The organism is Gilliamella sp. X-60, from assembly GCF_057063585.1.
Map to the genome: position 1 here is coordinate 18,182 of NZ_JBXSQJ010000026.1, position 23,315 is coordinate 41,496.

22 protein-coding genes and 1 pseudogene are annotated in these 23,315 nt (G+C 37.0%); 13 read left to right on the forward strand and 10 right to left on the reverse strand.

Translation table 11 applies throughout. The features are described from left to right. Nucleotides 1-201 precede the first annotated feature (201 nt). Nucleotides 202-474 (forward strand): annotated as a pseudogene (locus tag ACYIAM_RS11520) (SufE family protein); the annotation flags it as partial. A 42-nt stretch (nt 475-516) separates the two neighbouring features. On the opposite strand, the gene dolP reads toward ACYIAM_RS11520, so the two are convergent. Beyond that, nucleotides 517-1,095 carry a division/outer membrane stress-associated lipid-binding lipoprotein gene (gene dolP, locus ACYIAM_RS11525; RefSeq protein WP_174796790.1) on the reverse strand — a complete coding sequence of 193 codons (579 nt, stop codon included), beginning with the start codon at nt 1,093-1,095 and terminating at the stop codon, nt 517-519. 239 nt (nt 1,096-1,334) lie between these two features. On the opposite strand from dolP, the gene ACYIAM_RS11530 reads away from it, so the two are divergent. Both ACYIAM_RS11530 and ACYIAM_RS11535 read left to right on the forward strand, forming a co-directional pair. Continuing rightward, complete coding sequence (locus tag ACYIAM_RS11530) at nt 1,335-2,033, forward strand: DUF1266 domain-containing protein (RefSeq protein ID WP_174796791.1); 699 nt, start codon at nt 1,335-1,337, stop codon at nt 2,031-2,033. Beyond that, on the forward strand, nt 2,030-4,735 hold the full coding sequence (locus ACYIAM_RS11535) for a hypothetical protein (protein ID WP_483748361.1): 2,706 nt from the start codon (nt 2,030-2,032) through the stop codon (nt 4,733-4,735). The genes ACYIAM_RS11530 and ACYIAM_RS11535 overlap by 4 nt, the downstream gene beginning before the upstream one ends. 66 nt (nt 4,736-4,801) lie before the next feature. Here ACYIAM_RS11535 and ACYIAM_RS11540 read toward each other — a convergent pair whose 3' ends face one another. The 3 genes from ACYIAM_RS11540 to xthA all read right to left on the reverse strand — a co-directional run bounded on the left by ACYIAM_RS11540 (nt 4,802) and on the right by xthA (nt 8,778). Further along, on the reverse strand, nt 4,802-6,472 hold the full coding sequence (locus tag ACYIAM_RS11540; RefSeq protein ID WP_483748362.1) for an Hsp70 family protein: 1,671 nt from the start codon (nt 6,470-6,472) through the stop codon (nt 4,802-4,804). A gap of 125 nt (nt 6,473-6,597) precedes the next feature. After that, nucleotides 6,598-7,932, reverse strand: a complete 1,335-nt coding sequence (xseA, locus tag ACYIAM_RS11545; protein ID WP_483748363.1) for an exodeoxyribonuclease VII large subunit — start codon at nt 7,930-7,932, stop codon at nt 6,598-6,600. A 39-nt stretch (nt 7,933-7,971) separates the two neighbouring features. Further along, nucleotides 7,972-8,778, reverse strand: coding sequence for an exodeoxyribonuclease III (xthA, locus tag ACYIAM_RS11550; RefSeq protein ID WP_174796795.1), 807 nt, complete (start codon nt 8,776-8,778; stop codon nt 7,972-7,974). A gap of 116 nt (nt 8,779-8,894) precedes the next feature. On the opposite strand from xthA, the gene tyrA reads away from it, so the two are divergent. The 10 genes from tyrA to ACYIAM_RS11600 all read left to right on the forward strand — a co-directional run bounded on the left by tyrA (nt 8,895) and on the right by ACYIAM_RS11600 (nt 18,116). After that, a complete protein-coding gene (tyrA, locus tag ACYIAM_RS11555) occupies nt 8,895-10,016 on the forward strand; it encodes a bifunctional chorismate mutase/prephenate dehydrogenase (RefSeq protein ID WP_483748364.1) in 1,122 nt (373 codons plus the stop codon). A gap of 87 nt (nt 10,017-10,103) precedes the next feature. Further along, nucleotides 10,104-11,435 carry a phosphoglucosamine mutase gene (glmM, locus tag ACYIAM_RS11560; protein ID WP_483748365.1) on the forward strand — a complete coding sequence of 444 codons (1,332 nt, stop codon included), beginning with the start codon at nt 10,104-10,106 and terminating at the stop codon, nt 11,433-11,435. Nucleotides 11,436-11,692: 257 nt separating this feature from the next. After that, on the forward strand, nt 11,693-12,475 hold the full coding sequence (gene atpB / locus ACYIAM_RS11565) for a F0F1 ATP synthase subunit A (RefSeq protein WP_174796798.1): 783 nt from the start codon (nt 11,693-11,695) through the stop codon (nt 12,473-12,475). 36 nt (nt 12,476-12,511) lie between these two features. Continuing rightward, on the forward strand, nt 12,512-12,742 hold the full coding sequence (gene atpE, locus ACYIAM_RS11570; RefSeq protein ID WP_034901511.1) for a F0F1 ATP synthase subunit C: 231 nt from the start codon (nt 12,512-12,514) through the stop codon (nt 12,740-12,742). A 24-nt stretch (nt 12,743-12,766) separates the two neighbouring features. Then, on the forward strand, nt 12,767-13,237 hold the full coding sequence (gene atpF, locus ACYIAM_RS11575; protein WP_065587114.1) for a F0F1 ATP synthase subunit B: 471 nt from the start codon (nt 12,767-12,769) through the stop codon (nt 13,235-13,237). A 13-nt stretch (nt 13,238-13,250) separates the two neighbouring features. After that, nucleotides 13,251-13,784, forward strand: a complete 534-nt coding sequence (gene atpH, locus ACYIAM_RS11580) for a F0F1 ATP synthase subunit delta (RefSeq protein WP_174796799.1) — start codon at nt 13,251-13,253, stop codon at nt 13,782-13,784. An 11-nt stretch (nt 13,785-13,795) separates the two neighbouring features. Next, complete coding sequence (gene atpA / locus ACYIAM_RS11585; protein ID WP_091350464.1) at nt 13,796-15,337, forward strand: F0F1 ATP synthase subunit alpha; 1,542 nt, start codon at nt 13,796-13,798, stop codon at nt 15,335-15,337. Between the two features lie 14 nt (nt 15,338-15,351). Then, the gene (atpG, locus tag ACYIAM_RS11590; protein WP_065587117.1) at nt 15,352-16,221 is read left to right on the forward strand and encodes a F0F1 ATP synthase subunit gamma; all 870 of its coding nucleotides are present in this window, start codon (nt 15,352-15,354) and stop codon (nt 16,219-16,221) included. A gap of 47 nt (nt 16,222-16,268) precedes the next feature. Further along, entirely contained in the window at nt 16,269-17,651 is a 1,383-nt protein-coding gene (atpD, locus tag ACYIAM_RS11595; RefSeq protein ID WP_174796800.1) for a F0F1 ATP synthase subunit beta, read from the forward strand. 39 nt (nt 17,652-17,690) lie between these two features. Then, nucleotides 17,691-18,116 carry a F0F1 ATP synthase subunit epsilon gene (locus ACYIAM_RS11600; RefSeq protein WP_174796801.1) on the forward strand — a complete coding sequence of 142 codons (426 nt, stop codon included), beginning with the start codon at nt 17,691-17,693 and terminating at the stop codon, nt 18,114-18,116. A 284-nt stretch (nt 18,117-18,400) separates the two neighbouring features. Here ACYIAM_RS11600 and ACYIAM_RS11605 read toward each other — a convergent pair whose 3' ends face one another. The 6 genes from ACYIAM_RS11605 to ACYIAM_RS11630 form a co-directional block, all read right to left on the reverse strand. Then, the gene (locus tag ACYIAM_RS11605; RefSeq protein ID WP_483748366.1) at nt 18,401-18,847 is read right to left on the reverse strand and encodes a hypothetical protein; all 447 of its coding nucleotides are present in this window, start codon (nt 18,845-18,847) and stop codon (nt 18,401-18,403) included. 243 nt (nt 18,848-19,090) lie between these two features. Beyond that, complete coding sequence (locus ACYIAM_RS11610) at nt 19,091-19,312, reverse strand: hypothetical protein (RefSeq protein ID WP_483748367.1); 222 nt, start codon at nt 19,310-19,312, stop codon at nt 19,091-19,093. Between the two features lie 55 nt (nt 19,313-19,367). Continuing rightward, nucleotides 19,368-20,417, reverse strand: a complete 1,050-nt coding sequence (locus ACYIAM_RS11615; RefSeq protein WP_483748368.1) for a M23 family metallopeptidase — start codon at nt 20,415-20,417, stop codon at nt 19,368-19,370. A 138-nt stretch (nt 20,418-20,555) separates the two neighbouring features. Next, the gene (locus ACYIAM_RS11620; RefSeq protein WP_174796805.1) at nt 20,556-21,290 is read right to left on the reverse strand and encodes a DUF2931 family protein; all 735 of its coding nucleotides are present in this window, start codon (nt 21,288-21,290) and stop codon (nt 20,556-20,558) included. A 16-nt stretch (nt 21,291-21,306) separates the two neighbouring features. Then, a complete protein-coding gene (locus ACYIAM_RS11625; RefSeq protein ID WP_483748369.1) occupies nt 21,307-22,917 on the reverse strand; it encodes a T6SS phospholipase effector Tle1-like catalytic domain-containing protein in 1,611 nt (536 codons plus the stop codon). A 10-nt stretch (nt 22,918-22,927) separates the two neighbouring features. Next, a partial coding sequence (locus ACYIAM_RS11630; RefSeq protein WP_483748370.1) for a DUF2345 domain-containing protein occupies nt 22,928-23,315 on the reverse strand: 388 nt, incomplete at its 5' end.

The following is a 23,315-nucleotide window of genomic DNA, read 5'->3' on the forward strand; positions in this document are numbered from 1 at the left end:
AAAAAATAGTTTTATATATCAAATGATAGATTCCTGAAAATTTTTTACAAAATAGTCAACCATAAATAGGTCAATATTATGCTATCACAGAAAAATTTAACCGAGTTATTTGCAAAGCAACGTACTTGGCAAGATCGCTATCGACAGTTAGTGATATTAGCCAAGCAATTGCCTGATTTTCCTGGCTAGCAAAAAACAGAGCAGAACCAAGTCAATGGCTGCGAAAATCGAGTTTGGCTTAGTTATCACAAGCAGGCCGATAATACTTATATTTTTAGTGGCGATAGCGAAGGGCGAATTGTGAAAGGGTTATTAGCCATTTTAATCATCATTGCTAATCACAAAACAGCACAAGAAATTGCAGCTATCGATTTTCAATCCCTATTAAGTCAGTTAAAAATTTCCGATGAGCTAAGCCAATCACGTTTGCAAGGGCTTGCTAAATTAATTGAGCGCATAAAATCGGTTGCATAAAAAAGGGGACTAATGCGCCCCCTGTCTTTTATATAGTTTCCGTTAATTTTCAGTATAAGTGTAAAGTGTGATGACTTTTTTTACACCACTGACTTTACTTGCAATTTCAGCTGCTGCTTTGCCTTCTTCTGGTGTAACAATTCCAATTAAAAATACTTCACTGTTTTCGGTTACCACTTTAATTTTGCGAGCTTTAGTTTTGGCATCTAAAACTAACCGAGATTTAACTTGAGTAGTTATCCAAGTATCATTAGTAATTGTCACTGCCCCAACGGGTTCCCCAATACGAATTTGGTTATAGACTTTTTTTACCCCTTCAACTTGATAAGCAAGCTTTTCTGCTTGTTCAACTTGTTCACTATTGGCTTGTCCAACTAAAAGGATATTACCACCATAAGCACTCGAAACGATACGCGAGCCAATAAACAAAGGTCCATGGTCTTTAATTTTTATACCCATGCGTGAACTGAGCGTTGTATCATCAACTTGGGTGCCAGTGGTACGAGGATCTGTAGCAACTTTTGCTGTTGCACCTGCACCAACGCCAATAACTGCAGCAACGCAACCTTGTAATGTTAATGTACAAAATATTAACATTATCATTAAGGTAATTTTTTTCATTATCACTCCTTATGACTTATTACTTAGTAATAATCAAATTCCAATAAATTTACCATTATTATGCCTTGTAGATATTGATTTGCAAAATGATTTTATGATTTATGCAGGCTTATAATGGTATTTATATTTCATTATAACTTAGCCACACCATAAATTCCCGCCTTGAATTTCAATTTTTATTTTGGTGTAAAATCTGCTATCTTTTGATAAAAAATAAATCAGATGATTGGAATAAAAATATGAATCAAGATGTTATTGATTGGTTATATGGCTTGTCTGCGCCAATGGTTGCCTTAAGCAAGAATAATGGTGCAAGTTATACTTCACCATTCTTTTATCCCGATCGGGATTTTATGGATATGAGTGAAAGTTGGAGAATTGATTCTCGCCAGACATTACTAAACTGTGTCTTTGATATGGTTGATGATGGGCATGCACCTTTATTATCTCAATATTATTCAATCTATTCTCGATTTTCTGAATCAGACTGGCATGATTATTGCCAAGCACAAGATGATTATCAAAAAATATTACTAGAGTTTGTTGAACAAACTTTTTGCGTATGTGGCTATGGCGGCATTCGTAGTTGGGATTATGCACGTATGGGATATGTGCTACGCAATGGCACGACCAATAAATATATTACCGAAGAAGAAGCGCTATGGATTTTTTCAAGAATTGCTGTTCGTTCTCAATATTTTTATGAATCTTGGCATAACTACTTTGCGGGTTGGTCGGTTGGTTTTCAATTTTGGGAATCACTCAACAATAAAGAAGATCTTGAAGTATTACGCTGTGAATTAACCCGAGCATCACAAACAAATACCATGAAAATATTAATTACCGACAAGGATTCTCCTTGCAATCGCCTGCCTTGGTATATTGAGATTGACGAACTAGAAAAGCCTGAATCACTAACGGAGTATGATTGGTCATGAATACAAATTTTTGGCAATTGCTGGGCATAGATCAAACAAAAGATACAACTGTTATTCGTCAAGCCTATCGTGCAAAATTACCCTCATATCATCCTGAAACGGATCCTGACGGGTTTAAAGCATTGCGCGAAGCTTACGAATCGGCAATGAATTATGCAAATTTGCCCGAAACAGCCGTTGACGAAACTGCACAGAAATCAGAAGAAAAAGAAGCGCCATCATTAACAGAAGAACAAATTAAAGCGAATGAAATTTGCGATGCTTATCAAGCCCTATTAGAAGATCCACAGCGTTGCTATAACATTGATGAATGGCAAAAATTTATCGGCTCATTCTATGACTATCCCATGACAGTTATTGATTCGGTAAAATGGCGGCTATTAGAGTTAAGTTACGAAACAACAAATATATCCGAATCATGTGTCAAAATTTTAGCCGATAATTTGCGCTGGCGTCAGCAATTGATGACACAATTCACTGATGAATTTGAAAAATATGATAATTATTTAAATCACATTGATCGTGGCGATGTCTTTGATTACACATGCTTACCGACAACAAATAAAATACTACAAAATACAACTATCGATTATATATATTATACCAAATGGTTATTTTGGGAACGTAGATCTGAAGATGTTTATGCATTTTTATGTCAAGATACAGTTATTTACCTTCCTGATGATAAAAAATTTATGCTCGAATTTGCTCATTGGCACAGTGCTGCGAGCCTAAAAAATCAATCTATTTTGGATTACGCTTTAAAATGCATTGCCGAAGGCGATCAAGACGAAAATATTATTATCGAGTGGAAATATATTGCTGCCATCCAATATACTTTGCTTGAAGATAAACAAAATGCCTTACAGGCTTGGTTAGAATTGTATTATTCAGGTCATTATCAACAAAAAGCAGAAAGCTGGATAGCAGGTTGGTGTGTTTATTTTGAAAAAAATTACTTCCCATTATTAGTTATGGCACTGAATAATAGTTATTGTGTCGCGGTCGATAAAACAAAAAATTATTTGCATACTATTCCGCAAATTACTGCAACCACAACGGCACGATTAGCTGGGTTAGAAGATATCAATGAATATTCAAAAGAAATCGTCGACTTTGTTAATTGGGCTTTGAGTACAAACTGGAATTATAAACAAGTCTTATCAATATTGTTACGTGATGATGGTAATAATCGATTATATCGTTTATATCGACATGCCATTATGTTGCGCCATGGTAACGAAAGATTATTACAAGAAATTTTAGATGAGCAAAGTGATGATCCATTTGAACAATTTATTTTGCAACATTTGCAACGCCAAGCACAACAACATCTTGCATGGCTTACAGAACTTTCGCCAGTACAAGAATTTAAAGCATGGTTATTTGATAATAATGAAAATGCTCAACTTCCAACCCAATTCGATCCCGACGAAGATGGCAAGCAAGTTTTATATGGTCGTTTATGGTTAGATAGATTCGAAGATATCCCTGATATTGCTCAATCACACTTATATCAAAGCTTTCATTATTCAAATATGGAGATGTTTGATTGGATTACGTTTTTAAAATTTAATAATTATTATCAACTACCAAAATCTCCAGATCCTTCAGTTATTGCTAATAAGAAAGAAGCTTATTGGCAATGGTATCGTCGTTACTTATTAGTAGTCGCAATTGCTTGTGAACCAATAAAAACTGCGAATTATCTTCAACAAGAAAATAATACCTTTGTTCTCGAGGAGGATGACCCATTTAAACCGTTAATAGAGATATTTAAGTATGGAAATTGGAAAAATGAAACAGAGTTATATAATCTGATTAATAATGATGGCAGACTAATTAATTGTGTTTTAAACAATTATCAAAATTCGATTGAATGGTTTATTGATGCGCCTCACCTTATTGATTTTGATGATATTGGGCAAAAACTAGAGTACGCATGGGCACAAAAACTGGCTAATAGAAATCCGATTTATTTAATGCTGTTATACATAATTGTATTAAATAAACCTGAGCAAAAAACCAAATTAGATAATATGTTACAAAATATTACTGGTGATAATAAAGAGTTAATAGAAATAGCCAAAGATCTGCAAGATAATTGGATTACACCATCTTTTGATAGCAAAAAAAACAGTTGTCCTGAACAATTAAAAAAAATAGCAAAACTTGCTGAACGTTGTTTGTCTAATTATTATGGTATATGTAATAACGATGAACTTGAAATGTTAGACAAGTTTAAAGACAGCAGTGACAGTGATTTAGTCTTACGGCTTTGTGCAGCATTACTTATAGCAAAAAATACCGAAAATCAACAAAAACTGGACTCACTGCCATTACCTAAAAATAAATGGTGGCAGTTTTGGCGTTGGAAAGGCCGAACCAATATAAAAGGTTTTATTATACAATTATGTTGTAGCTTCATTGTGTTAAAATTAATGACCGTACTTAACAACAATTTTGAATTGAATAATCCTACTTTCTCGATAATTTGTTATTTTGTTGTTGTAACCAACACAGTTTTTGCTTTAAAACGACGTTTTAATGATATCGATAACGGAAAAAAAACTTTCCGCGCTTATGTGGATAAAATACTGGTTTTTTCATTATTTTTGGCACCATTTTGGGTTTCTAGCATCGAACTCACTAACCGTTTTGGATCGCCAGTAGAAAAAACAACCAAAAAAAAGGAAAAGTAAACAAAATAAATTCCTCTTTTTTATCTCTAAAAAAGAGGAATTTTTATATTTTTAAAATTTTATTGGTTATCGATTAAGATCTTGTAGATCGGATTCAATTTCACAACGAATTTCGTTAATTTCTTCAGAATTTTGTCTATTTAATACTTCCATAAAAGCTTCAATATATGATCCAATTAATAGTCGTTCATCACCCAATGATTGGGCCCATGCTCGTTCTAATCTAGCCAATAAGGTACGATTTGGCATTTCGTCACGTGGATGAATCTTAAGTGATTTTAAGCGTTCATGACTTTCTTGTTTTTGTTTGTCAGTTAATCCAATTGGACTATGATCAATCACTTTGCCATGTTGCTTACCTGTTTCAAGCAAAACCACATCAACTTCTAATAAACCATTTAGATCATAACTAAAGCGAACATCAATCCCTTGTGTTTTTTCCATTGGCGTTACAGGCACTTCAAACTCATCAATTAAAACATTGTTTTCAACGCGTGGATTTTCACCTTGGTAAACCGAAATACAAATCATCTTTTGTTGAGGATGAGTTGTATAAAATGTTTTTACTTTCGAAGTTGGTACAATAGTATTACGTTCAAGAATGGGGGAAAATAATCCACTGACATTATTTGAACAACTTTCAATCCCAAGAGTATAAGGACACACGTCGGTGAGAATGACTTCTTCTATATCTTTATTACGCAATCGGCAAGCAGCTTGAACAGCGGCACCTTGAGCGACAATTGTAGTTGGGTTTATATGACGATAAGGTAATTTTCCAAATAATTTAGTAACCAATTCGCGCACTACACCAAGTCGTGATGAACCGCCAACTAATACAATATGCTCAAGCTGATTAGGCTTTAAACGTGCATCATTTAATGCTTGTTCGACCGGTGCTCGCAAACGGTTAAGTAACGGTAACCAGATCATTTTAGCTCGGCTTTCATTGAGTGCAAATTGCCACTGCTTATCTTGCCAAAACCACGTCAAATTGTGCATCTGTTCACCATTTAATTTGCATTTTAATTGCTCTGCCAAATCTAACAATCGAGCATAATCATCTGCTGGAATATCTTGTTGTTTAAGATTCCATTCACTTAAGCAAGCTTTAACAAGCTCTTGGGTAAAATCTTCACCACCTAAATAGTTATCACCTGCCGAAGCGTGCACTTCAATAATTGGCATCGAATATTCAAGCACAGTCACATCAAACGTGCCACCACCTAAGTCAAATACTAAAGTATTACCTGATTGGTCTTCATGTAATCCGTATGCCATAGCAGCTGCTGTTGGTTCATTAATTAAACGCACAGCATTTAATCCCGCTAACTCAGCAGCAAAACGAGTTTGCTTACGCTGTTCATCATTAAAATAAGCAGGAACAGAAATGACAACATCACGAATTTCTTGGTTTAAAAAAGCCTCTGCATCTGCTTTCAATGATTTTAAAACCATGGCTGAAAGTTCAGTTGGCGTAAATTTTTTGTCACCTAATTCGAAAACTTTATTTGAACCTAAAAAGCGTTTAAAAGCGGCTGCGCTACGATTAGGATGCGTGGTTAAACGGGACAATGCCGCATGTCCGACTAAAATAGAATCGTCTTCATCAACACTAACTGCAGATGGTGTAACAACTTCACCAATTGAATTAGGAATGAGGAGTGGTTTACCATCTTGCCAAACACAAATTAAACTATTTGTCGTACCTAAATCAATACCTATCGGGTAACTCATAACCCCTCTGAATAATATAATAATTTCCTATTGTTTAGATTATATACTAGTGATCACTTGAATTGCAAAAATGATGTTAAAAACCGGTAAAAACAGTTTATGAATATTCTTTAAAGATAATGAGTTTATTCGTTAATTTCGATAATTTGACTAACCAGTTTCCCTTTCTTTAATTTTGTTATGATAAATTCCCCGACCTTAACTTGCTCAAAGCGACGAACCACTGTGTTGTTTTGGTTTGTGGTAACAGAGTAACCTCGCTCGAGTGTAGCCAGCGGACTAACGCTATTGAGTTGTGAAGTTTGTAACACAAATTGATGCTGTGACTTTGTTAACTTCTGATCAACTAAATTAATGAGTTGCTGCTGTTTTTGTCGAACCAATTGCCCTAAATAGGTGATGTTATTTTGTGGCGATACTCGTAATAATCGTCTATCTAAAAAGTTATGGCGATTTGACTGCTTGAGAAAATATTGCTGAATATTTTCATATAATGAATGACGATAGGTTAAAAGTTGATTCAATTGTTTTTCTAATTTTGTTTGCGGATGTTGAGTCTGCAATTGATGATGCCATTTATTGAGTTTTTCTCGACACTGTATTAAATAATAATCCATTGCCATGGATAAATGTTGTTCTTTTGCTTGAATACGTTTTATTTGATCCAAATTATCATGACTCACTAATTCGGCTGCAGCAGATGGCGTGGCCGCTCTAACATCAGCCACAAAATCGGCAATGGTAAAATCAATTTCATGCCCAACCGCACTGACAATAGGTAATTGACTTGTAAAAATAGCCCTTGCCACCACTTCTTCATTAAATGACCATAAATCTTCAAGCGAGCCACCGCCTCGCCCAACGATTAATACATCACATTCTTGACGAATGTTGGCAATTTGAATCATTTTAGCAATTTGCCCTGCCGCTTCACTGCCTTGTACTTGTGTTGGGTAGATAATCAAATGCAAGCTCGGATCTCGCCGTTTTAATATTTGGCAAATATCATGCAGCGCAGCACCCGTTGACGAAGTGATAATCCCAACGGTACGAATATTTTCAGGTAATGGCTGTTTATAAATAGGATCAAATAAGCCTTCGTCAGACAGTTTTTGTTTTAATTGCTCAAATTTTTGCTGCAATAATCCCGCACCTGCAGGTTGAATTTTATCAATAACCAGTTGATATTCCCCGCGCGCCTCGTACAATGTAACAGTTGCTCTCACTAAAACCTGCTGTCCATTTTGTGGTGTAAAACTGGCACGAAAATTACTATTACGAAACATGGCACAACGAACTTGTGCACTATCGTCCTTTAACGAAAAATACCAATGTCCTGATGATGGGCGTGAAAAGTTTGAGACTTCCCCCATTAACCAAATCTGACCAATAGCATTACAAAGCAGATCCTTAACCATTTGATTAAGATCTTTAACCGATAGAATCGAACTGTTTTGCATGCGATTATCCTTTTACAACTATATTATAACTAGACAAGTTTAAACTAAATCAAATTGAGCCCAAATTGGCGCATGATCAGATGGCTTTTTCATTGCACGAATATCATAATCAATCCCAGTTTGCTTGCAATACGCCATCATTTTTTGGCTTGCTAATATTAAATCGATTCGTAACCCAGTATGGCTATCAAAACCTTTTGAACGATAATCAAACCAAGAATATTCAAGCTCAGTTGGATGAGCATTGCGGTAAGTATCAATAAAACCAAGCGACATTAAACTATTCATCCATTCACGTTCTTCGGGTAAAAATGAACATTTACCCGTGCGTAGCCAACGTTTACGGCTATCTTGTGAAATGCCAATATCTAAATCAGTTGGGCAAATATTCATATCGCCCATAATTAAAGATAACTGATTACTTAATTGCCGCTGGTTAATATAGGCTATTAAATCCTGATAAAACTTACGTTTAGCTGGATATTTAATTTCATGATGTAAACTTTCACCTTGAGGAAAATAACCATTAATTACCGTTAAATTGCCTTGACTAGTTGGTAATTCAACCATGATCAAACGACATTGCGCATCATCACTATCAGTAGGAAAACCACACTGTACAGACAGAGGCTTTTGCTTAGTTAATAACGCCACCCCATAGTGGCTTTTTTGTCCGTGATAATGTAAGTGATAACCGAACTGTGCTAACTCGTCAACGGGAAACTGATCGTTATGAACTTTAGTTTCTTGTAAACCAATTATATCTGGTTGGTGAGTATCAATAATTGCTGCTAACTGATGAATTCGCGCGCGAAGGCTATTAATATTAAACGAGATAACTTTCATGATTATTTTATTATGTTAGATTTAATGTTGCAGTTGCCCCATCCTACCAAAAATACGTTATACTGTTAAGCTATTACAGAAAGAGTTGTCATTTGTGATAAAAGGAATCACCAAATATGTCTACCGAATTACTTGCCTTGCGCGATAAAATCGATGAAGTTGATAAATCCATTTTATCTTTAATTACCAAGCGATTAGCATTAGTTGCCGAAGTCGGCGAAGTAAAGAGCAAACACGGTATTCCGATTTATGATCCTAAGCGTGAAGCAGACATGCTAGCAAAAAGACGACAAGAGGCTGAAAAAGCAGGCATATCCCCCGTTTTGATTGAAGATATTTTACGTCGTTTAATGCGTGAATCTTATATTAGCGAAAATGACAAAGGCTTTAAAAAAGTCTATAGTGGCCAAGGCTCGATAGTAATTATTGGTGGTAATGGGCAAATGGGGCGGTTGTTTGCTCGATTATTTACTTTATCTGGCTATCAAGTTAAAACATTAGGTTCCAAAACGATGCATCAAGCTGCCGAAGTGGTTACCGATGCTGCGGCAGTGATTGTCACCGTACCGATAAACAAAACTTGCGAAATCATCAAACAATTACCGCCATTACCCCAAAATTGTATTTTAACAGATTTTACATCCATAAAAGCCAAACCACTCCAAACAATGCTTGATAAGCATCAAGGCCCTGTAGTCGGATTGCACCCTATGTTTGGCCCTGATGTACCCAATTTAGCTAAACAAATCATCGTTTATTGTGAAGGTCGCAATCCCGCAAAATATCAATGGTTAATTGAGCAAATGCGTATATGGGGAGCTAATTTGTGCGCCATGGATGCCAAAGAACATGACAAATGCATGTCGTTCATCCAAGCTCTGCGTCATTTTACTTCTTTTTCGTATGGTGTTAATTTACAACGTGAACAAGTTGATTTAGAACAATTAATCGCACTTTCTTCGCCTATTTATCGCCTTGAACTGATGATGGTTGGGCGTTTGTTTGCTCAAGATCCCGAGCTATATGCCGATATCATTATGGCATCGGATGATAATATCGAATTAATCAAACGCTATTACGAACGCTTTGGACAAATGGTTAAATTAATTGAACAAAGCGACAAAACAAAATTTATCCAGAATTTTAACGAAGTAACTACTTGGTTTGGCTCTTACGCAGAGCGCTTTATCAAAGAAAGCCAAGTATTATTAAAATTTGCCAATGATAATCGAGAGTAACTTAATACTAAGCGGTATACTTTCCTGAAAGTTTTTTACAACTTAAAATATACGTTTATCAAAAATCATTTAGTATGAGGGAATAAAATGTCTAATCGAAAATATTTTGGTACCGATGGGATTCGCGGTAAAGTTGGAGTGTATCCTATCACACCAGATTTTGCGCTCAAATTAGGCTGGGCAGCGGGTCGTGTGCTAGCCAAAGATGGCGTGAAAAAAGTATTAATCGGTAAAGATACCCGTATTTCAGGCTATATGCTTGAATCAGCACTAGAAGCAGGATTTGCTTCTGCTGGCGTTGCAGCTGCTTTTACAGGCCCCATGCCAACGCCAGCTATTGCTTACTTAACCCGTACTTTTCGAGCTGATGCTGGCGTAGTTATTTCGGCTTCACACAACCCTTTTTATGATAATGGCATTAAATTCTTTTCAAGCGAAGGCAAAAAACTTGATGATGCAATCGAATTAGAAATTGAAACTGAACTTGAAAAAGAGATCGATTGCGTAGAATCTAAACAACTCGGACGAGCAAGCCGTATCACCGATGCAGCAGGCCGTTATATCGAATTTTGCAAAAGTACATTCGATCATGATTTAAGTTTGGCAGGATTAAAAATTGTTGTCGATTGTGCTAATGGTGCAACCTACCATATCGCTCCGAAAGTATTACGAGAGCTTGGTGCACAAGTGATTAAAATTGGCTGTGAGCCTGATGGGGTTAATATTAACGAGAACTGTGGTGCAACTGATGTAAAAGTATTAGCCAAATGTGTTATTGATGAAAAAGCCGATTTAGGTTTTGCATTAGACGGCGATGGCGATCGCATCATCATGGTTGATCATAAAGGTCGCAAAATTGATGGTGATTTAATTATCTATATCATTGCACGCGAAGCATTAAGACAAGGCCAACTAAAAGGCGGCGTTGTCGGCACTTTAATGAGCAATATGGGGCTTGAAATAGCGCTTAAAAAGCTTGGTATTCCTTTTGTTCGTGCCAAAGTTGGCGATCGTTATGTACTTGAAAAACTAGTAGAAAAAAACTGGCGCTTAGGTGCTGAAAATTCGGGACACGTGTTATTATTAGATAAAACTACCACAGGTGATGGTATTGTTGCTGGCTTACAAGTACTCGCAGCAATGGTTCGCAACGATATGTCGTTAGCTGATTTGTGCAGTGGCATGACAATGTTGCCGCAAGTATTAATTAATGTTCGATTTGCAGGTGAACATGATCCACTCAATAGCACTGAGGTAAAATCAGCTATTGCACAAGCAGAAAAACAACTAGATCATCATGGTCGAGTTCTGATTCGTAAATCGGGAACCGAACCGTTAATTCGTGTTATGGTGGAAGGAAGCAATGAACACGAAGTGCAAAAATTAGCCGAAACTATCGCAAACGCAGTTAAAGCTTAGAAACAGCACCATTAATGCCCATTAATTCAGCCATTAATTGAGCTAAATTCGATTTAAAATAATGCGTGAAGTTACGTTAATTTACGCAAAATTAGTAAAAAGTGTCTAAAATCTTAATTTTGTTAATCAAAGGTTGACTTAATATAGGCAATTAGGTTTAAAATAGCAACTTCAGATTATTACAGCGATTGCTTATATCTTTCAAATGAAAACATGAGCAATATTTTTATTTTTTAGAAATAGGTTAAGAGGGTTATATGTCAGTTTCCTCTCCAGCTTCACCGCAAGCTTACATCAAGCACCATCTTGAGAACTTGCAAGTAGGTTCAGGTTTTTGGACCTTTAACCTTGACTCATTGTTCTTTTCAATTCTACTTGGTGTAATCTTCTTATGGGTATTCCATCGCGTAGCAAAAAAAGCAACCAGTGGCGTGCCAAGTAAACTGCAATGTGCAGTAGAAATGATCTTTGAATTTGTCAATAATACGGTAAAAGACATGTTTACCGGCCAAAATAAACTTATCGCACCATTAGCATTAACGGTATTTATTTGGGTTTTCTTGATGAATTTAATGGATCTTATCCCTGTTGACTTTCTACCTTATGCAGGTCAATATTTAGGTCTATCACATTTAAGAGTTGTGCCAACAGCCGATGTCAGCATTACCATGTCAATGTCTTTAGGTGTGTTTGCGCTTATTATCATTTATTCAATCAAGTACAAAGGAATTTCAGGGTTTATCAAAGAATATACCTTGCACCCATTTAATCACTGGGCATTTGCACCTATCAATTTAGTACTTGAATTAGTTAGCCTATTAGCGAAACCCGTTTCTTTAGGACTTCGACTTTTCGGAAATATGTACGCAGGTGAGCTTATCTTCATCCTAATTGCTGCATTATTACCTTGGTGGTCGCAGTGGGTATTATCGTTACCATGGGCCATTTTTCATATCTTAATAATTACGTTACAAGCATTTATTTTTATGGTGTTGACGATCGTCTATTTAGCTATGGCGTCGGCAACGGAAGATCATTAATTTTAATATTTTTTTGATAATAAACTGGAGTATATAATGGATAGTATGTTATTTGTAGCCGCAGGCATCATGATGGGATTAGCTGCAATTGGTGGTGCAGTTGGTATTGGTTTATTAGGTGGCAAATTTTTAGAGGGTGCTGCTCGTCAACCAGAATTAATGCCTATGTTACGTACTCAATTCTTTATCGTTATGGGCCTAGTTGATGCGATCCCAATGATCTGTGTGGGTATTGCACTTTATGTTATTTTTGCTGTCGCAGGCTAATAAAAATTTAAGAGGAATCGTGTCATGAATATGAACGCAACTCTCCTCGGCCAAGCAATTACATTTGTATTGTTTGTTTGGTTCTGTATGAAGTTTGTTTGGCCTCCTGTTATTAGCGCAATTGAAAAACGCCAAAAAGAGATAGCCGAAGGACTTGCTTCAGCAGAAACAGCAAAAAAAGATTTGGAACTAGCCAAAGCAAATACATCTGACATAATGCAACAGGCTAAGGTTGAGGCTAATGCAATTATTGAGCAAGCCAACAAACGTAAAGCAGCCATTCTTGAAGAAGCAAAACAAGAAGCTTCTCGTGAAAAAGAACGAATTGTTGCGCAAGGACTTGCTGAAGTAGAAGCCGAACGTAAACGAGCTAAAGAAGAGCTCAAACAACAAGTTGCTACACTTGCTATTGCTGGTGCAGAAAAAATTATTCAACGTTCTGTTAATGAAGCCGCAAATAGCGACATCATTGATAAACTCGTAGCTGAACTATAAGGAGAATAGAGCAATGGCTGACTTAATTACGATTGCTCGCCCTTATGCTAAAGCCGCTTTCGATTTTGCGATAGAAAAAAACAGCATCGAATCATGGCATAAAATGCTAGTGTTGACATCTGAAGTGAGTAAAGATACTCAAATAAGAAGTGTCTTAACATCTGACATGAAAACCGATTCGGTGGCTAATTTACTCATCAACATCTGTCAAGATGTGTTAGATGAGTTTAGCACTAACTTTATTAAGATTATGGCTGAAAACAAGCGATTATCACTTCTTCCTGAAGTCTTAACCTTGTTTGAGCAATATTGTTTAGATAAAGAAGCCCAAGCAGATGTAGATGTTATTTCTGCCAGTGAGCTAACTAATGAACAACTTAATAAGATTTCTGTCGCTGTCGAGAAACGTTTATCACGAAAAGTAAAACTAAAATGTCATATAGATAAATCGCTCATTTCTGGTTTTATTATTCGTACGGGCGATATGGTTATTGATAGTAGTATCAGAGGGCGTTTAAATCGTTTAAATGACGCTCTACAGTCTTAAGGGGACTGATAATGCAGCTAAATTCAACTGAAATAAGTGAACTAATTAAAGAGCGAATAGCTCAGTTCAATATTGTGAGTGATGCTCACAATGAAGGAACTATCATATCGGTAAGTGATGGTATTCTTCGAATCCACGGATTAACAGATGTAATGCAAGGTGAAATGATTGCATTACCTGGCAACCGATATGCAATGGCATTAAACCTTGAAAGAGACTCTGTCGGTGCGGTGGTCATGGGACCATACGAAGACTTGTCTGAAGGTATGAAAGTACAATGTACGGGGCGTATTTTACAAGTACCCGTTGGTGAAGGTTTATTAGGTCGCGTTATTAACACGCTAGGCGAGCCAATTGATGGTAAAGGCTCACTTCAACATGATGGCTTTTCACCTGTCGAAGTTGTTGCTCCAGGTGTTATCGATCGTAAATCCGTTGACCAAGCATTACAAACCGGTTATAAAGCCGTCGACTCAATGATTCCAATTGGACGAGGTCAACGTGAGCTAATCATCGGCGACCGTCAAACAGGTAAAACAGCACTTGCCGTCGATGCAATCATCAATCAACGTGACTCAGGGGTAAAATGTATTTATGTTGCCATTGGTCAAAAACAATCAACTATTGCTAATGTTGTGCGTAAACTTGAAGAGCATGGTGCACTTAAAAACACGATTGTCGTTGTGGCATCAGCGTCTGAATCAGCTGCGTTACAATACTTAGCACCCTATGCGGGTTGTGCAATGGGCGAATACTTCCGCGACCGTGGTCAAGATGCGTTAATTGTTTATGATGATTTATCTAAACAAGCGGTTGCTTATCGTCAAATTTCGTTATTACTTCGTCGTCCACCAGGGCGTGAGGCTTACCCGGGTGATGTATTTTATCTTCACTCTCGTTTACTTGAACGTGCAGCGCGTGTGAACGAAGCTTATGTTGAAGAGTACACAAAAGGCGAAGTTAAGGGCAAAACCGGTTCATTAACAGCATTACCAATTATTGAAACTCAAGCAGGTGACGTTTCAGCATTCGTACCAACTAACGTAATTTCGATTACTGATGGTCAGATATTCCTAGAAACCAGCCTATTTAACTCAGGTATCCGCCCTGCGGTTAATCCAGGTATTTCGGTTTCACGTGTAGGTGGTGCTGCGCAAACCAAGATAATGAAAAAATTATCAGGTGGTATTCGTACCGCACTGGCACAATATCGTGAGTTAGCCGCGTTCTCTCAGTTTGCATCTGACTTAGATGAAGCAACAAGAAACCAATTAAGCCACGGTGAAAAAGTAACTGAATTGTTAAAACAAAAGCAATACTCACCAATGACTGTTGCTGAACAATCAATTGTACTTTACGCTGCTGAGCGTGGTTATCTTGAAGATGTAGAACTGGCTAAAGTATTATCATTTGAAACAGCACTACTTGCTTATGCCCACAGTCAATATGCCGATTTTGTCAAATTAATCGACGAGACGGGTAATTACAATGATGAGATTGAAAGTAAGCTAAAAGCATTACTTGAAAGCTTTAAATCGACTCAAACTTGGTAAGGGTGAGGTAACAAATGGCTAATGCAAAAGAGATTAGAACAAAGATTGCCAGTATCCAAAGTACGCAAAAGATCACTAAAGCAATGGAAATGGTTGCCAATTCTAAAATGCGTAAAACGCAAGATAGAATGGCCGCTAGTCGACCCTATGCCGAAATGATCCGCGAAGTAATTGGACATTTAGCGTTAGCTCAGATAGGCGCCAAACATCCTTATTTAGAAGAAAGAGATGTAAAGCGAGTTGGCTACCTTATTATTTCAACCGATCGTGGTTTATGTGGTGGTTTAAATATCAATCTTTTTAAAACTGTCATTGCTGACATGTCAGCATGGCAGGAAAAAGGTGTTGAAGCTGATGTTGCTTTAGTAGGTTCGCGTGGTGTTTCGTTTTTCTCATCGGTAAAAGCAAACATCTTAACTCAAGTGACTAACTTGGGGGATGAACCCAATTTATCCGATTTAATTGGTCCGGTAAAAACAATGCTTGAGGCATATGACAACGGTAAAATTGATAAATTATATATCGTTACTAACAAATTTATTAATACTATGTCACAAAAGCCAACAATCCAGCAATTATTACCATTACCACCATCAGAAGATAAAGAACTTAAAGCTTCATCATGGGATTATATTTATGAGCCTGATGCTAAATCACTATTAGATGTGATTTTACGTCGCTATATTGAATCACAAGTCTACCAAGCAGTGGTTGATAATTTAGCGAGTGAACAAGCAGCAAGAATGGTAGCTATGAAAGCGGCAACAGATAACGGTGCAAACCTAATTAATGAATTACAAATTGTGTACAACAAAGCACGTCAAGGTGCTATCACGAATGAATTGATTGATATTGTATCCGGTGCAGCTGCTGTTTCAGGTTAGTGCTAAATATTGGCTTATAGTTAAGAAAAAGACGTAGAGGATTAAAAATGGCTACTGGAAAGATTGTCCAGATCATCGGTGCGGTGGTTGATGTCGAATTCCCAGAAGATGCAGTACCAAAGGTATATGATGCATTAGAAGTGGAAACTGGCACTGAAAAATTAGTTCTGGAAGTTCAGCAACAATTAGGTGGTGGCGTTGTTTGTTGTATCGCAATGGGATCATCTGATGGCTTAAGGCGTGGACTTAAAGTTAGAAACACTGGTCACGGCATTGAAGTACCAGTGGGGACTAAAACACTGGGTCGTATTATGAATGTGCTTGGCGATCCTGTTGATAAAGCGGGTCCAATTGGCGAAGAAGAACGTTGGGCGATTCATCGCGCAGCACCAACCTATGAAGAACTTGCAAACTCAACAGAGTTACTTGAAACTGGTATTAAAGTTATCGACTTAATTTGTCCATTTGCTAAAGGTGGTAAAGTGGGTCTATTCGGTGGTGCGGGTGTAGGTAAAACCGTTAATATGATGGAATTAATCCGTAATATCGCTATCGAACACTCTGGTTACTCAGTATTTACTGGTGTGGGTGAACGTACTCGTGAAGGTAATGACTTTTACCACGAAATGAAAGAATCAAACGTACTTGATAAAGTATCGTTAGTTTATGGTCAGATGAATGAGCCACCAGGAAACCGTTTACGTGTTGCATTAACGGGTTTAACTATGGCTGAAAAATTCCGTGACGAAGGTAAAGACGTTTTATTATTCATCGATAATATTTATCGTTATACCTTAGCCGGTACTGAAGTGTCTGCATTATTAGGTCGTATGCCATCGGCGGTAGGTTATCAACCAACATTAGCCGAAGAAATGGGCTTACTACAAGAACGTATTACGTCAACTAAAACTGGTTCGATCACTTCAATCCAAGCCGTTTATGTACCAGCAGATGACTTGACTGACCCATCACCAGCAACAACCTTTGCTCACTTAGATGCAACAATTGTATTGAGCCGACAAATTGCTTCTTTAGGTATCTATCCGGCCGTAGATCCACTAGATTCTACCAGTCGTCAATTAGATCCTTTAGTAGTGGGTCAAGAACATTATGATTGTGCTCGTGGCGTTCAGTCAATTTTACAACGTTATCAAGAATTAAAAGATATCATTGCGATTCTTGGTATGGATGAGTTATCAGAAGATGATAAATTGATCGTTGCTCGTGCTCGTAAAATTCAGCGTTTCTTATCTCAACCATTCTTTGTTGCAGAAGTATTCACTGGTTCACCAGGTAAATATGTACCATTGAAAGATACGATAAGTGCATTTACTGGTATCATGAAAGGCGATTATGACCATATACCAGAACAAGCATTCTATATGGTCGGTTCAATTGATGAAGCGATTGAGAAGGCAAAATCTCTCTAAGAGATTCATAGAACAGATCGTATTAATGGAGATCGTATTATGGCACTAACTTCCTATCAATTAGAAGTTGTTAGTGCTGAATCTCACCTGTTTTCAGGTGATGTTCAGCGAATCAGAGTCACAGGTAAAGAAGGTGAACTTGGAATTTATCCTGGTCATACTCCCCTACTCACAACCATAAAACCAGGTATGGTTGGCATTGTGAAAACGAATGGAGAAGAAGAGTTTATCTATCTATCTGGTGGTATCTTAGAAGTTCAACCTAACATCGTAACCATCTTAGCGGATACCGCTATCCGTGGCGAAGATCTAGATGAAGCAAGAGCACAAGAAGCAGTAAGACAAGCGCAAGAACATATCAATCACCCAAGCGATGATATGTCATTTGCTCAAGCTTCTGCAGAACTATCAAAAGCATTGGCAAAAATTCGTGTTATCGAATTGACTCGCCGCATGGGTCAATAGTTTGCTTTTGATGTTTTATCATACACAACGAGGTTACTTGGCATTGCCAAGCAACCTTTTTTAATTTTAACATTCTAAATTCGAGAATCAGCTTTCCTTTCAATAATTTTCTCGGCAATATAAGCCTTGCCCCTTTCCGCCACGAATGAGTTCAGCTACATAATTAGTTCCGTGCCATTAATAACTATCATAATCATTATTATCAATATAATTTCGACAATCTTTTATTTCTTTAGGTCTGCACGCCCTTTGTTTTTTATATTCAAATTGATTATTGTCTTCGTTCAGATATTCCCCCGATTTATACAGGCATTCGGTTTGACCCGTTTGTAACGATTATTGCCTATGTATTGAAAATTATCGGTTAGCGATATATGATCATTTTCTTTTTTACTTGGGCAGGTTTTATAGCTAGTGGCAGTCTTTGCTTCGCGATCAAAACGAAAATCATTACCATCGAGATTTAATTTGACAAATTGTTGTTGTGTTTTGTCGTAAACATAATATTCTGCGGTGGTATTGGGCCCATGATATCTGTCTTTAATAAGACTAAAATCATTATTATCACCATCAAAATTATAATCAGAGTTTTCGTGATTCGAGATATTAACATGGCCAAGAAAATCACACCCGTCGATGCCGGTAATGGTTTGAATAAGCTTACCATCATGTTTGCGATATATTTTGATACCGACTACGTTGCCAGTCGATATTTTGAGTTTAGAAACCATCACTTTAAAATAAAAAGCTTTGGAACTATGATTCTGTAAAAATTCGATATTGTTAAATTCTACTTCCCGCCATGTTCGTTCATCAATGGTATTATATTCAAATATTTTGTGTAAATTTACTTTGTCTCCGTTAAGGGTGTAGCCTGTGAGATTTTGATAGGCTTCAGTCCCATGATAAAAAGTGACATCATCAAAATTTTCAATATATATTTTATCTAATATGTTTTTAAAAGAAGAATTTGCTTAAGTAATTTTAAAATTAAACTTATCATTACGTTCTCTTTCGCTTATAAAACTTAAATGTTTAATTTGGTGCTCTTTACCAGCAATATAAAAAGCATATTCACCATCAAAATAAAATTCGGCGTTATCTTGCCCAATATTGCCAGTATAAATGCGAAAAATGGCATGGCTGGTAGTGGGGATTAAGAATAGGGTCAGCAATATACACTTTATATACTTCATATTGATATTCCTTATTTTTTGGATATTGTTACTTTGTTTACATTGTACTTTCTTATTATTTTTTGTTAACTCTTCGCTCTTTTACTTTTGTCTGTTCATCTTTATCTATTGGCTGTAAATTAACAAATAACGCAGGATTAATTTTAAAGCCTAATCTATTGGTTTGCGTATCATATGCGGTAGAGCGGTTACCTGTTATCTTCATTGCAATTTCAAAATGTAGGTGAGGATTAAGGCATTTTTTTGCATTACCGGTATCGCCAGACTTAACTTTATCACCCACTTCTAAGTCAGCACGTTTATCACTTAAATGACAATAGCGCAAATAAAAATGGTCAGCATTAATATTAAAATCCTTGGCTTGCTCAATTTCACCGTCTTTACGAAATTCAAGGGTAGTATCATTTCGTAATTTTCTTAAATCCTCACCATTAACTTTAAGGACTAATATATTGCCGTATCCGTTATTCCCCTCATTTTTATATTGCATTATTTCACCATCTAAACAGGCATAACAAGGTGTATTTATATCGGCAAAGATATCTAAACCAGCATGAGCACAAAATATTGTATTTTTAGGGTTATTTTTATCTAAACGAGTTCGAACGATACCAAAATCACCATTTTGAGCCCTATCCGCACCACTAAAATTGTAATACATCCTTTGTGGATTTTCTAAAGGTTCATGCCAGAGTTTTGCCGTTTCAATATTAAAATAATCCATCATCGCTACCGGATGAATAAACCACGCCTTGCCGTCTGCGGATAGATTGGACAGTTTAGGGGTATTGGTATTCGCATTGCTTTGTTCTGTGCTGGTTGTTTGATTTTGAGTTTGCGCTTGTGCCTGTGCCACTTGTTTCCACCACAGTGATGGTTTAATGCGCTGCACTTTTTCAAGTTGCCAGTTTGATTTGACATGTTTATGCGCTTCGTCCACTACGTCTAAGGCAAAATCACGGAGGTAAGGCTCGGTGATGCCCAGCTCATCTAATCCCGCTTCGATAAGCGCTTTTTGTTGTTGTTTTTCTTCTTCAAACAGCTCATCAACTTCATTCCATTTTCTTAACGATTCATCGGCATACCATTCGCTTTCATATTTCACCAGTAAATGCCCTATCAACTCCGCCGTCCAGCTTCTGCGTAATCCTTCCTTTAAATATCAATTAACAAATGATGAAGATGCTTTATTTAAACTTGTACCATGATTCTTCATTATTACCCATTATTTATACTTACAATTTTAAAAATTGGGTGAATTTTTTAGTTTGAGATATTGTCCCATGGTGACATTATTATATTTTTCTTGCCACTCTTTAGGCATGCCGTGTTTTTTTAGCCAAGCTTTAGCTTCAGGGGTGATTTCGGTTATTTTACCGTTTGGGTATGGATTGGGGCAAACATCCGACCCTTGCGGGATTCGCTCAGTGACTCCTTTACCAAATTCTATTGCCGTTGCATCTGGATGAGCAAGCCCTGTAACCCAACCGGTCACACTGCCGCCTGGGGCAAAACCAATAATAATGGTATCGTTATAACCAATCTCATTTTTATCATAGGCTTCGGAATAAAAATGGTGTGGTGTTGCCATCTCTTGCCTAGCCCATAATGGCACCACTAATTTAGTGCGATAAAAAGTTTGATCGGCAAAGGATGACCAACAAATATAAAATTCTTCTGGCAAATCGGAATAAACCGGTAAATTACTATAACCGAATTCTGTCTGCCATTGCCCAGGGGTTTCATAATTTTGATTATTACGCGCAACTATATCAATGATTTTATATTTGTTTGATTGGGTCTTTATCATGGTTGAAAATACTATCGATTGGAAATAGTGTGGATAACTCCCACCAATACGCCATTCACTGTAAGGTTTTTGCGGCAAATTAAGGTCCACGTTGTTATGTGTAAATGGTGTATGGCAACCACTTATTAGCAGTACCAAACTGAAGCTGGTGATAAATTTTTTTAACATATAAAATCCTTACTATTTATTGATCGGGGTGGATTAACCGTTGCCAATCACCGTGGTGGGTAAGGTGTGGTTGGTGAACTTGCAGTAATCCTGTTATTGCCTGCTCTTTTTCTTTTTTTGCCGGCCAAGTGATTTTAACTATTTGACCAGTGTTTTTGTCGATTAGTTCTTTTTCGGCTGGTCTAGTATAAAAATAGCGTTCATATTCAGCCGAGCAATGGGTATAGTTGTTCAGCACTAACCGCTTTTCAGCTTCCGTCAATTGATAGGTTTGATAGCTATCGGCAGCTTTGATGATTTTATTGGCCACGCTTTGTAATTCATTCGGGATAACGTAAATATCCCAAAAAGGGATAAATTTACAATTTTGTTTTACCGCCTCATTATACATAATCCTTAAAGCAACTCGGTCAAGACCAAATTTTATTTGCCGCCTAACACGAATTACGCCATAGGCGTTGGTGTAGTTATTGTTATCGTATTTTACTGGGGTTGTCCATTGGTAGAAGTTATTTTCACTTAAACCATAAAACAGGTAGTGCAAGTCAGGATGTTGTTGGATTTTTACGAGCGCTTTTTGTAGCTTTTGCTTAATATTGGATGGTTGACCTAAATAGAGATTATCATGTTGATAAACTTTGGTAATATAAAGGTTTTCTTCAATATCGTGATTGGGGTAGCCACCGCCAATATCCGAATGCGCACCCGGCATGCTTACTTTTTTAAAATAATTAGGCACATCATTGAGCGAAAAGTTATGCCGATATTCGTGCGCGGCCTGAATATGTAATCCTGCATCAGTCGAATCGGGGTGAATATGGATATCGATATCAAAAGTGTTAGCATCGCCCGCATCAAATAAATTTTCGGGTCGACCAATTCCTGCCACGGTATCGAAAATACCTAAAAAATGGACATGTCCATTGGCATGTCCTTGCCAATGGTCACTGATTTTGCCCTCTAACGCCTGTTTTAACATTTTGGTTAGCGGGTTGTTATTGCCTTGTTTATCTTTATCATTTAACTTATCAGCAACAAAGTTGGTAAAGTAGCGGGCGGTTGCCGCACCTCGGCTAAAGCCAAATACATCATAGTTAATTTGTTGAATACGTGTTTTAGGGGCTTTACCCAAAAAAGTCTTTAACTCTTTTTTAATTTCGATTATAGCTCGGTTTATTTTACCTTTAATTCCCGTTACACCAAGGCCTGTGGCAAAACCAATATTACTATCACTTTCACCAATTCGGCTACCGACACCTTCTATATAAACGCTCAATTGATAATGTGCCACACCATTTTTATCTTTTGGTAATTTCGCAAGATCTTTTTTAAGATCAGACTGATACATTTGATATAATTTATAGACATTCGAATGATCATTGGTGTAACTGGTATTGAACACTGGGAAAGTGATTTCAGGTGTTTCGCCGCGGGCTAGCGCTTGTTGATACTCTTCACGCATTGAGATGTTAAATGAATTATTCGCTGTACCGTCAAAAAATACACCTATAGTCAATATAACTTCATCAGGACGTTTAATCACTTGTTTATGTACAGCAACCTCACCATTAGCTCCAACTTGGTTAGTGTTAGCTGTAGTAAATGATCCCTGCTTTTTATTCTTCATATTGATTTCCTTATATTAATCGAGTTAATTGCACATCAATTGAATCTGGAGAATCAGTATAGAAAGCTTTGGTTTTGCCTTCTTTATCGGTTATGCCATGTATTTCTTTGCCATCGGGTAACACGGCAATGTAGGGTTCATTAGCATATACCCCGCCTTGATCATCGACAAAGTGAAATTTAATACCATGTTCTGTAATAAGTTGTGGTAAATTTACTGTAGAGATATCAAGTGCTTTCGGCCCCATCTTCTGGAAGACATTACATTTAAAATAGATATTATCCTGTGTACCCAGTTCAATGCCTTCACCGCTGATTTTGATATAAGAGCCACCGCAAATGAGCGTGAGGTTGTCTTTGGCGGTAATGGTGACTTTACCATCGACACTATCCACTTTA

What these genes read in the sequence shown, in the direction of transcription:
- dolP (WP_174796790.1), bottom strand. Translation starts at nt 1,095, where the DNA reads ATGAAAAAAATTACCTTAATGATAATGTTAATATTTTGTACATTAACA.
- ACYIAM_RS11530 (WP_174796791.1), top strand. Translation starts at nt 1,335, where the DNA reads ATGAATCAAGATGTTATTGATTGGTTATATGGCTTGTCTGCGCCAATG.
- ACYIAM_RS11535 (WP_483748361.1), top strand. Translation starts at nt 2,030, where the DNA reads ATGAATACAAATTTTTGGCAATTGCTGGGCATAGATCAAACAAAAGAT.
- ACYIAM_RS11540 (WP_483748362.1), bottom strand. Translation starts at nt 6,472, where the DNA reads ATGAGTTACCCGATAGGTATTGATTTAGGTACGACAAATAGTTTAATT.
- xseA (WP_483748363.1), bottom strand. Translation starts at nt 7,932, where the DNA reads ATGCAAAACAGTTCGATTCTATCGGTTAAAGATCTTAATCAAATGGTT.
- xthA (WP_174796795.1), bottom strand. Translation starts at nt 8,778, where the DNA reads ATGAAAGTTATCTCGTTTAATATTAATAGCCTTCGCGCGCGAATTCAT.
- tyrA (WP_483748364.1), top strand. Translation starts at nt 8,895, where the DNA reads ATGTCTACCGAATTACTTGCCTTGCGCGATAAAATCGATGAAGTTGAT.
- glmM (WP_483748365.1), top strand. Translation starts at nt 10,104, where the DNA reads ATGTCTAATCGAAAATATTTTGGTACCGATGGGATTCGCGGTAAAGTT.
- atpB (WP_174796798.1), top strand. Translation starts at nt 11,693, where the DNA reads ATGTCAGTTTCCTCTCCAGCTTCACCGCAAGCTTACATCAAGCACCAT.
- atpE (WP_034901511.1), top strand. Translation starts at nt 12,512, where the DNA reads ATGGATAGTATGTTATTTGTAGCCGCAGGCATCATGATGGGATTAGCT.
- atpF (WP_065587114.1), top strand. Translation starts at nt 12,767, where the DNA reads ATGAATATGAACGCAACTCTCCTCGGCCAAGCAATTACATTTGTATTG.
- atpH (WP_174796799.1), top strand. Translation starts at nt 13,251, where the DNA reads ATGGCTGACTTAATTACGATTGCTCGCCCTTATGCTAAAGCCGCTTTC.
- atpA (WP_091350464.1), top strand. Translation starts at nt 13,796, where the DNA reads ATGCAGCTAAATTCAACTGAAATAAGTGAACTAATTAAAGAGCGAATA.
- atpG (WP_065587117.1), top strand. Translation starts at nt 15,352, where the DNA reads ATGGCTAATGCAAAAGAGATTAGAACAAAGATTGCCAGTATCCAAAGT.
- atpD (WP_174796800.1), top strand. Translation starts at nt 16,269, where the DNA reads ATGGCTACTGGAAAGATTGTCCAGATCATCGGTGCGGTGGTTGATGTC.
- ACYIAM_RS11600 (WP_174796801.1), top strand. Translation starts at nt 17,691, where the DNA reads ATGGCACTAACTTCCTATCAATTAGAAGTTGTTAGTGCTGAATCTCAC.
- ACYIAM_RS11605 (WP_483748366.1), bottom strand. Translation starts at nt 18,847, where the DNA reads ATGGTTTCTAAACTCAAAATATCGACTGGCAACGTAGTCGGTATCAAA.
- ACYIAM_RS11610 (WP_483748367.1), bottom strand. Translation starts at nt 19,312, where the DNA reads ATGAAGTATATAAAGTGTATATTGCTGACCCTATTCTTAATCCCCACT.
- ACYIAM_RS11620 (WP_174796805.1), bottom strand. Translation starts at nt 21,290, where the DNA reads ATGTTAAAAAAATTTATCACCAGCTTCAGTTTGGTACTGCTAATAAGT.
- ACYIAM_RS11625 (WP_483748369.1), bottom strand. Translation starts at nt 22,917, where the DNA reads ATGAAGAATAAAAAGCAGGGATCATTTACTACAGCTAACACTAACCAA.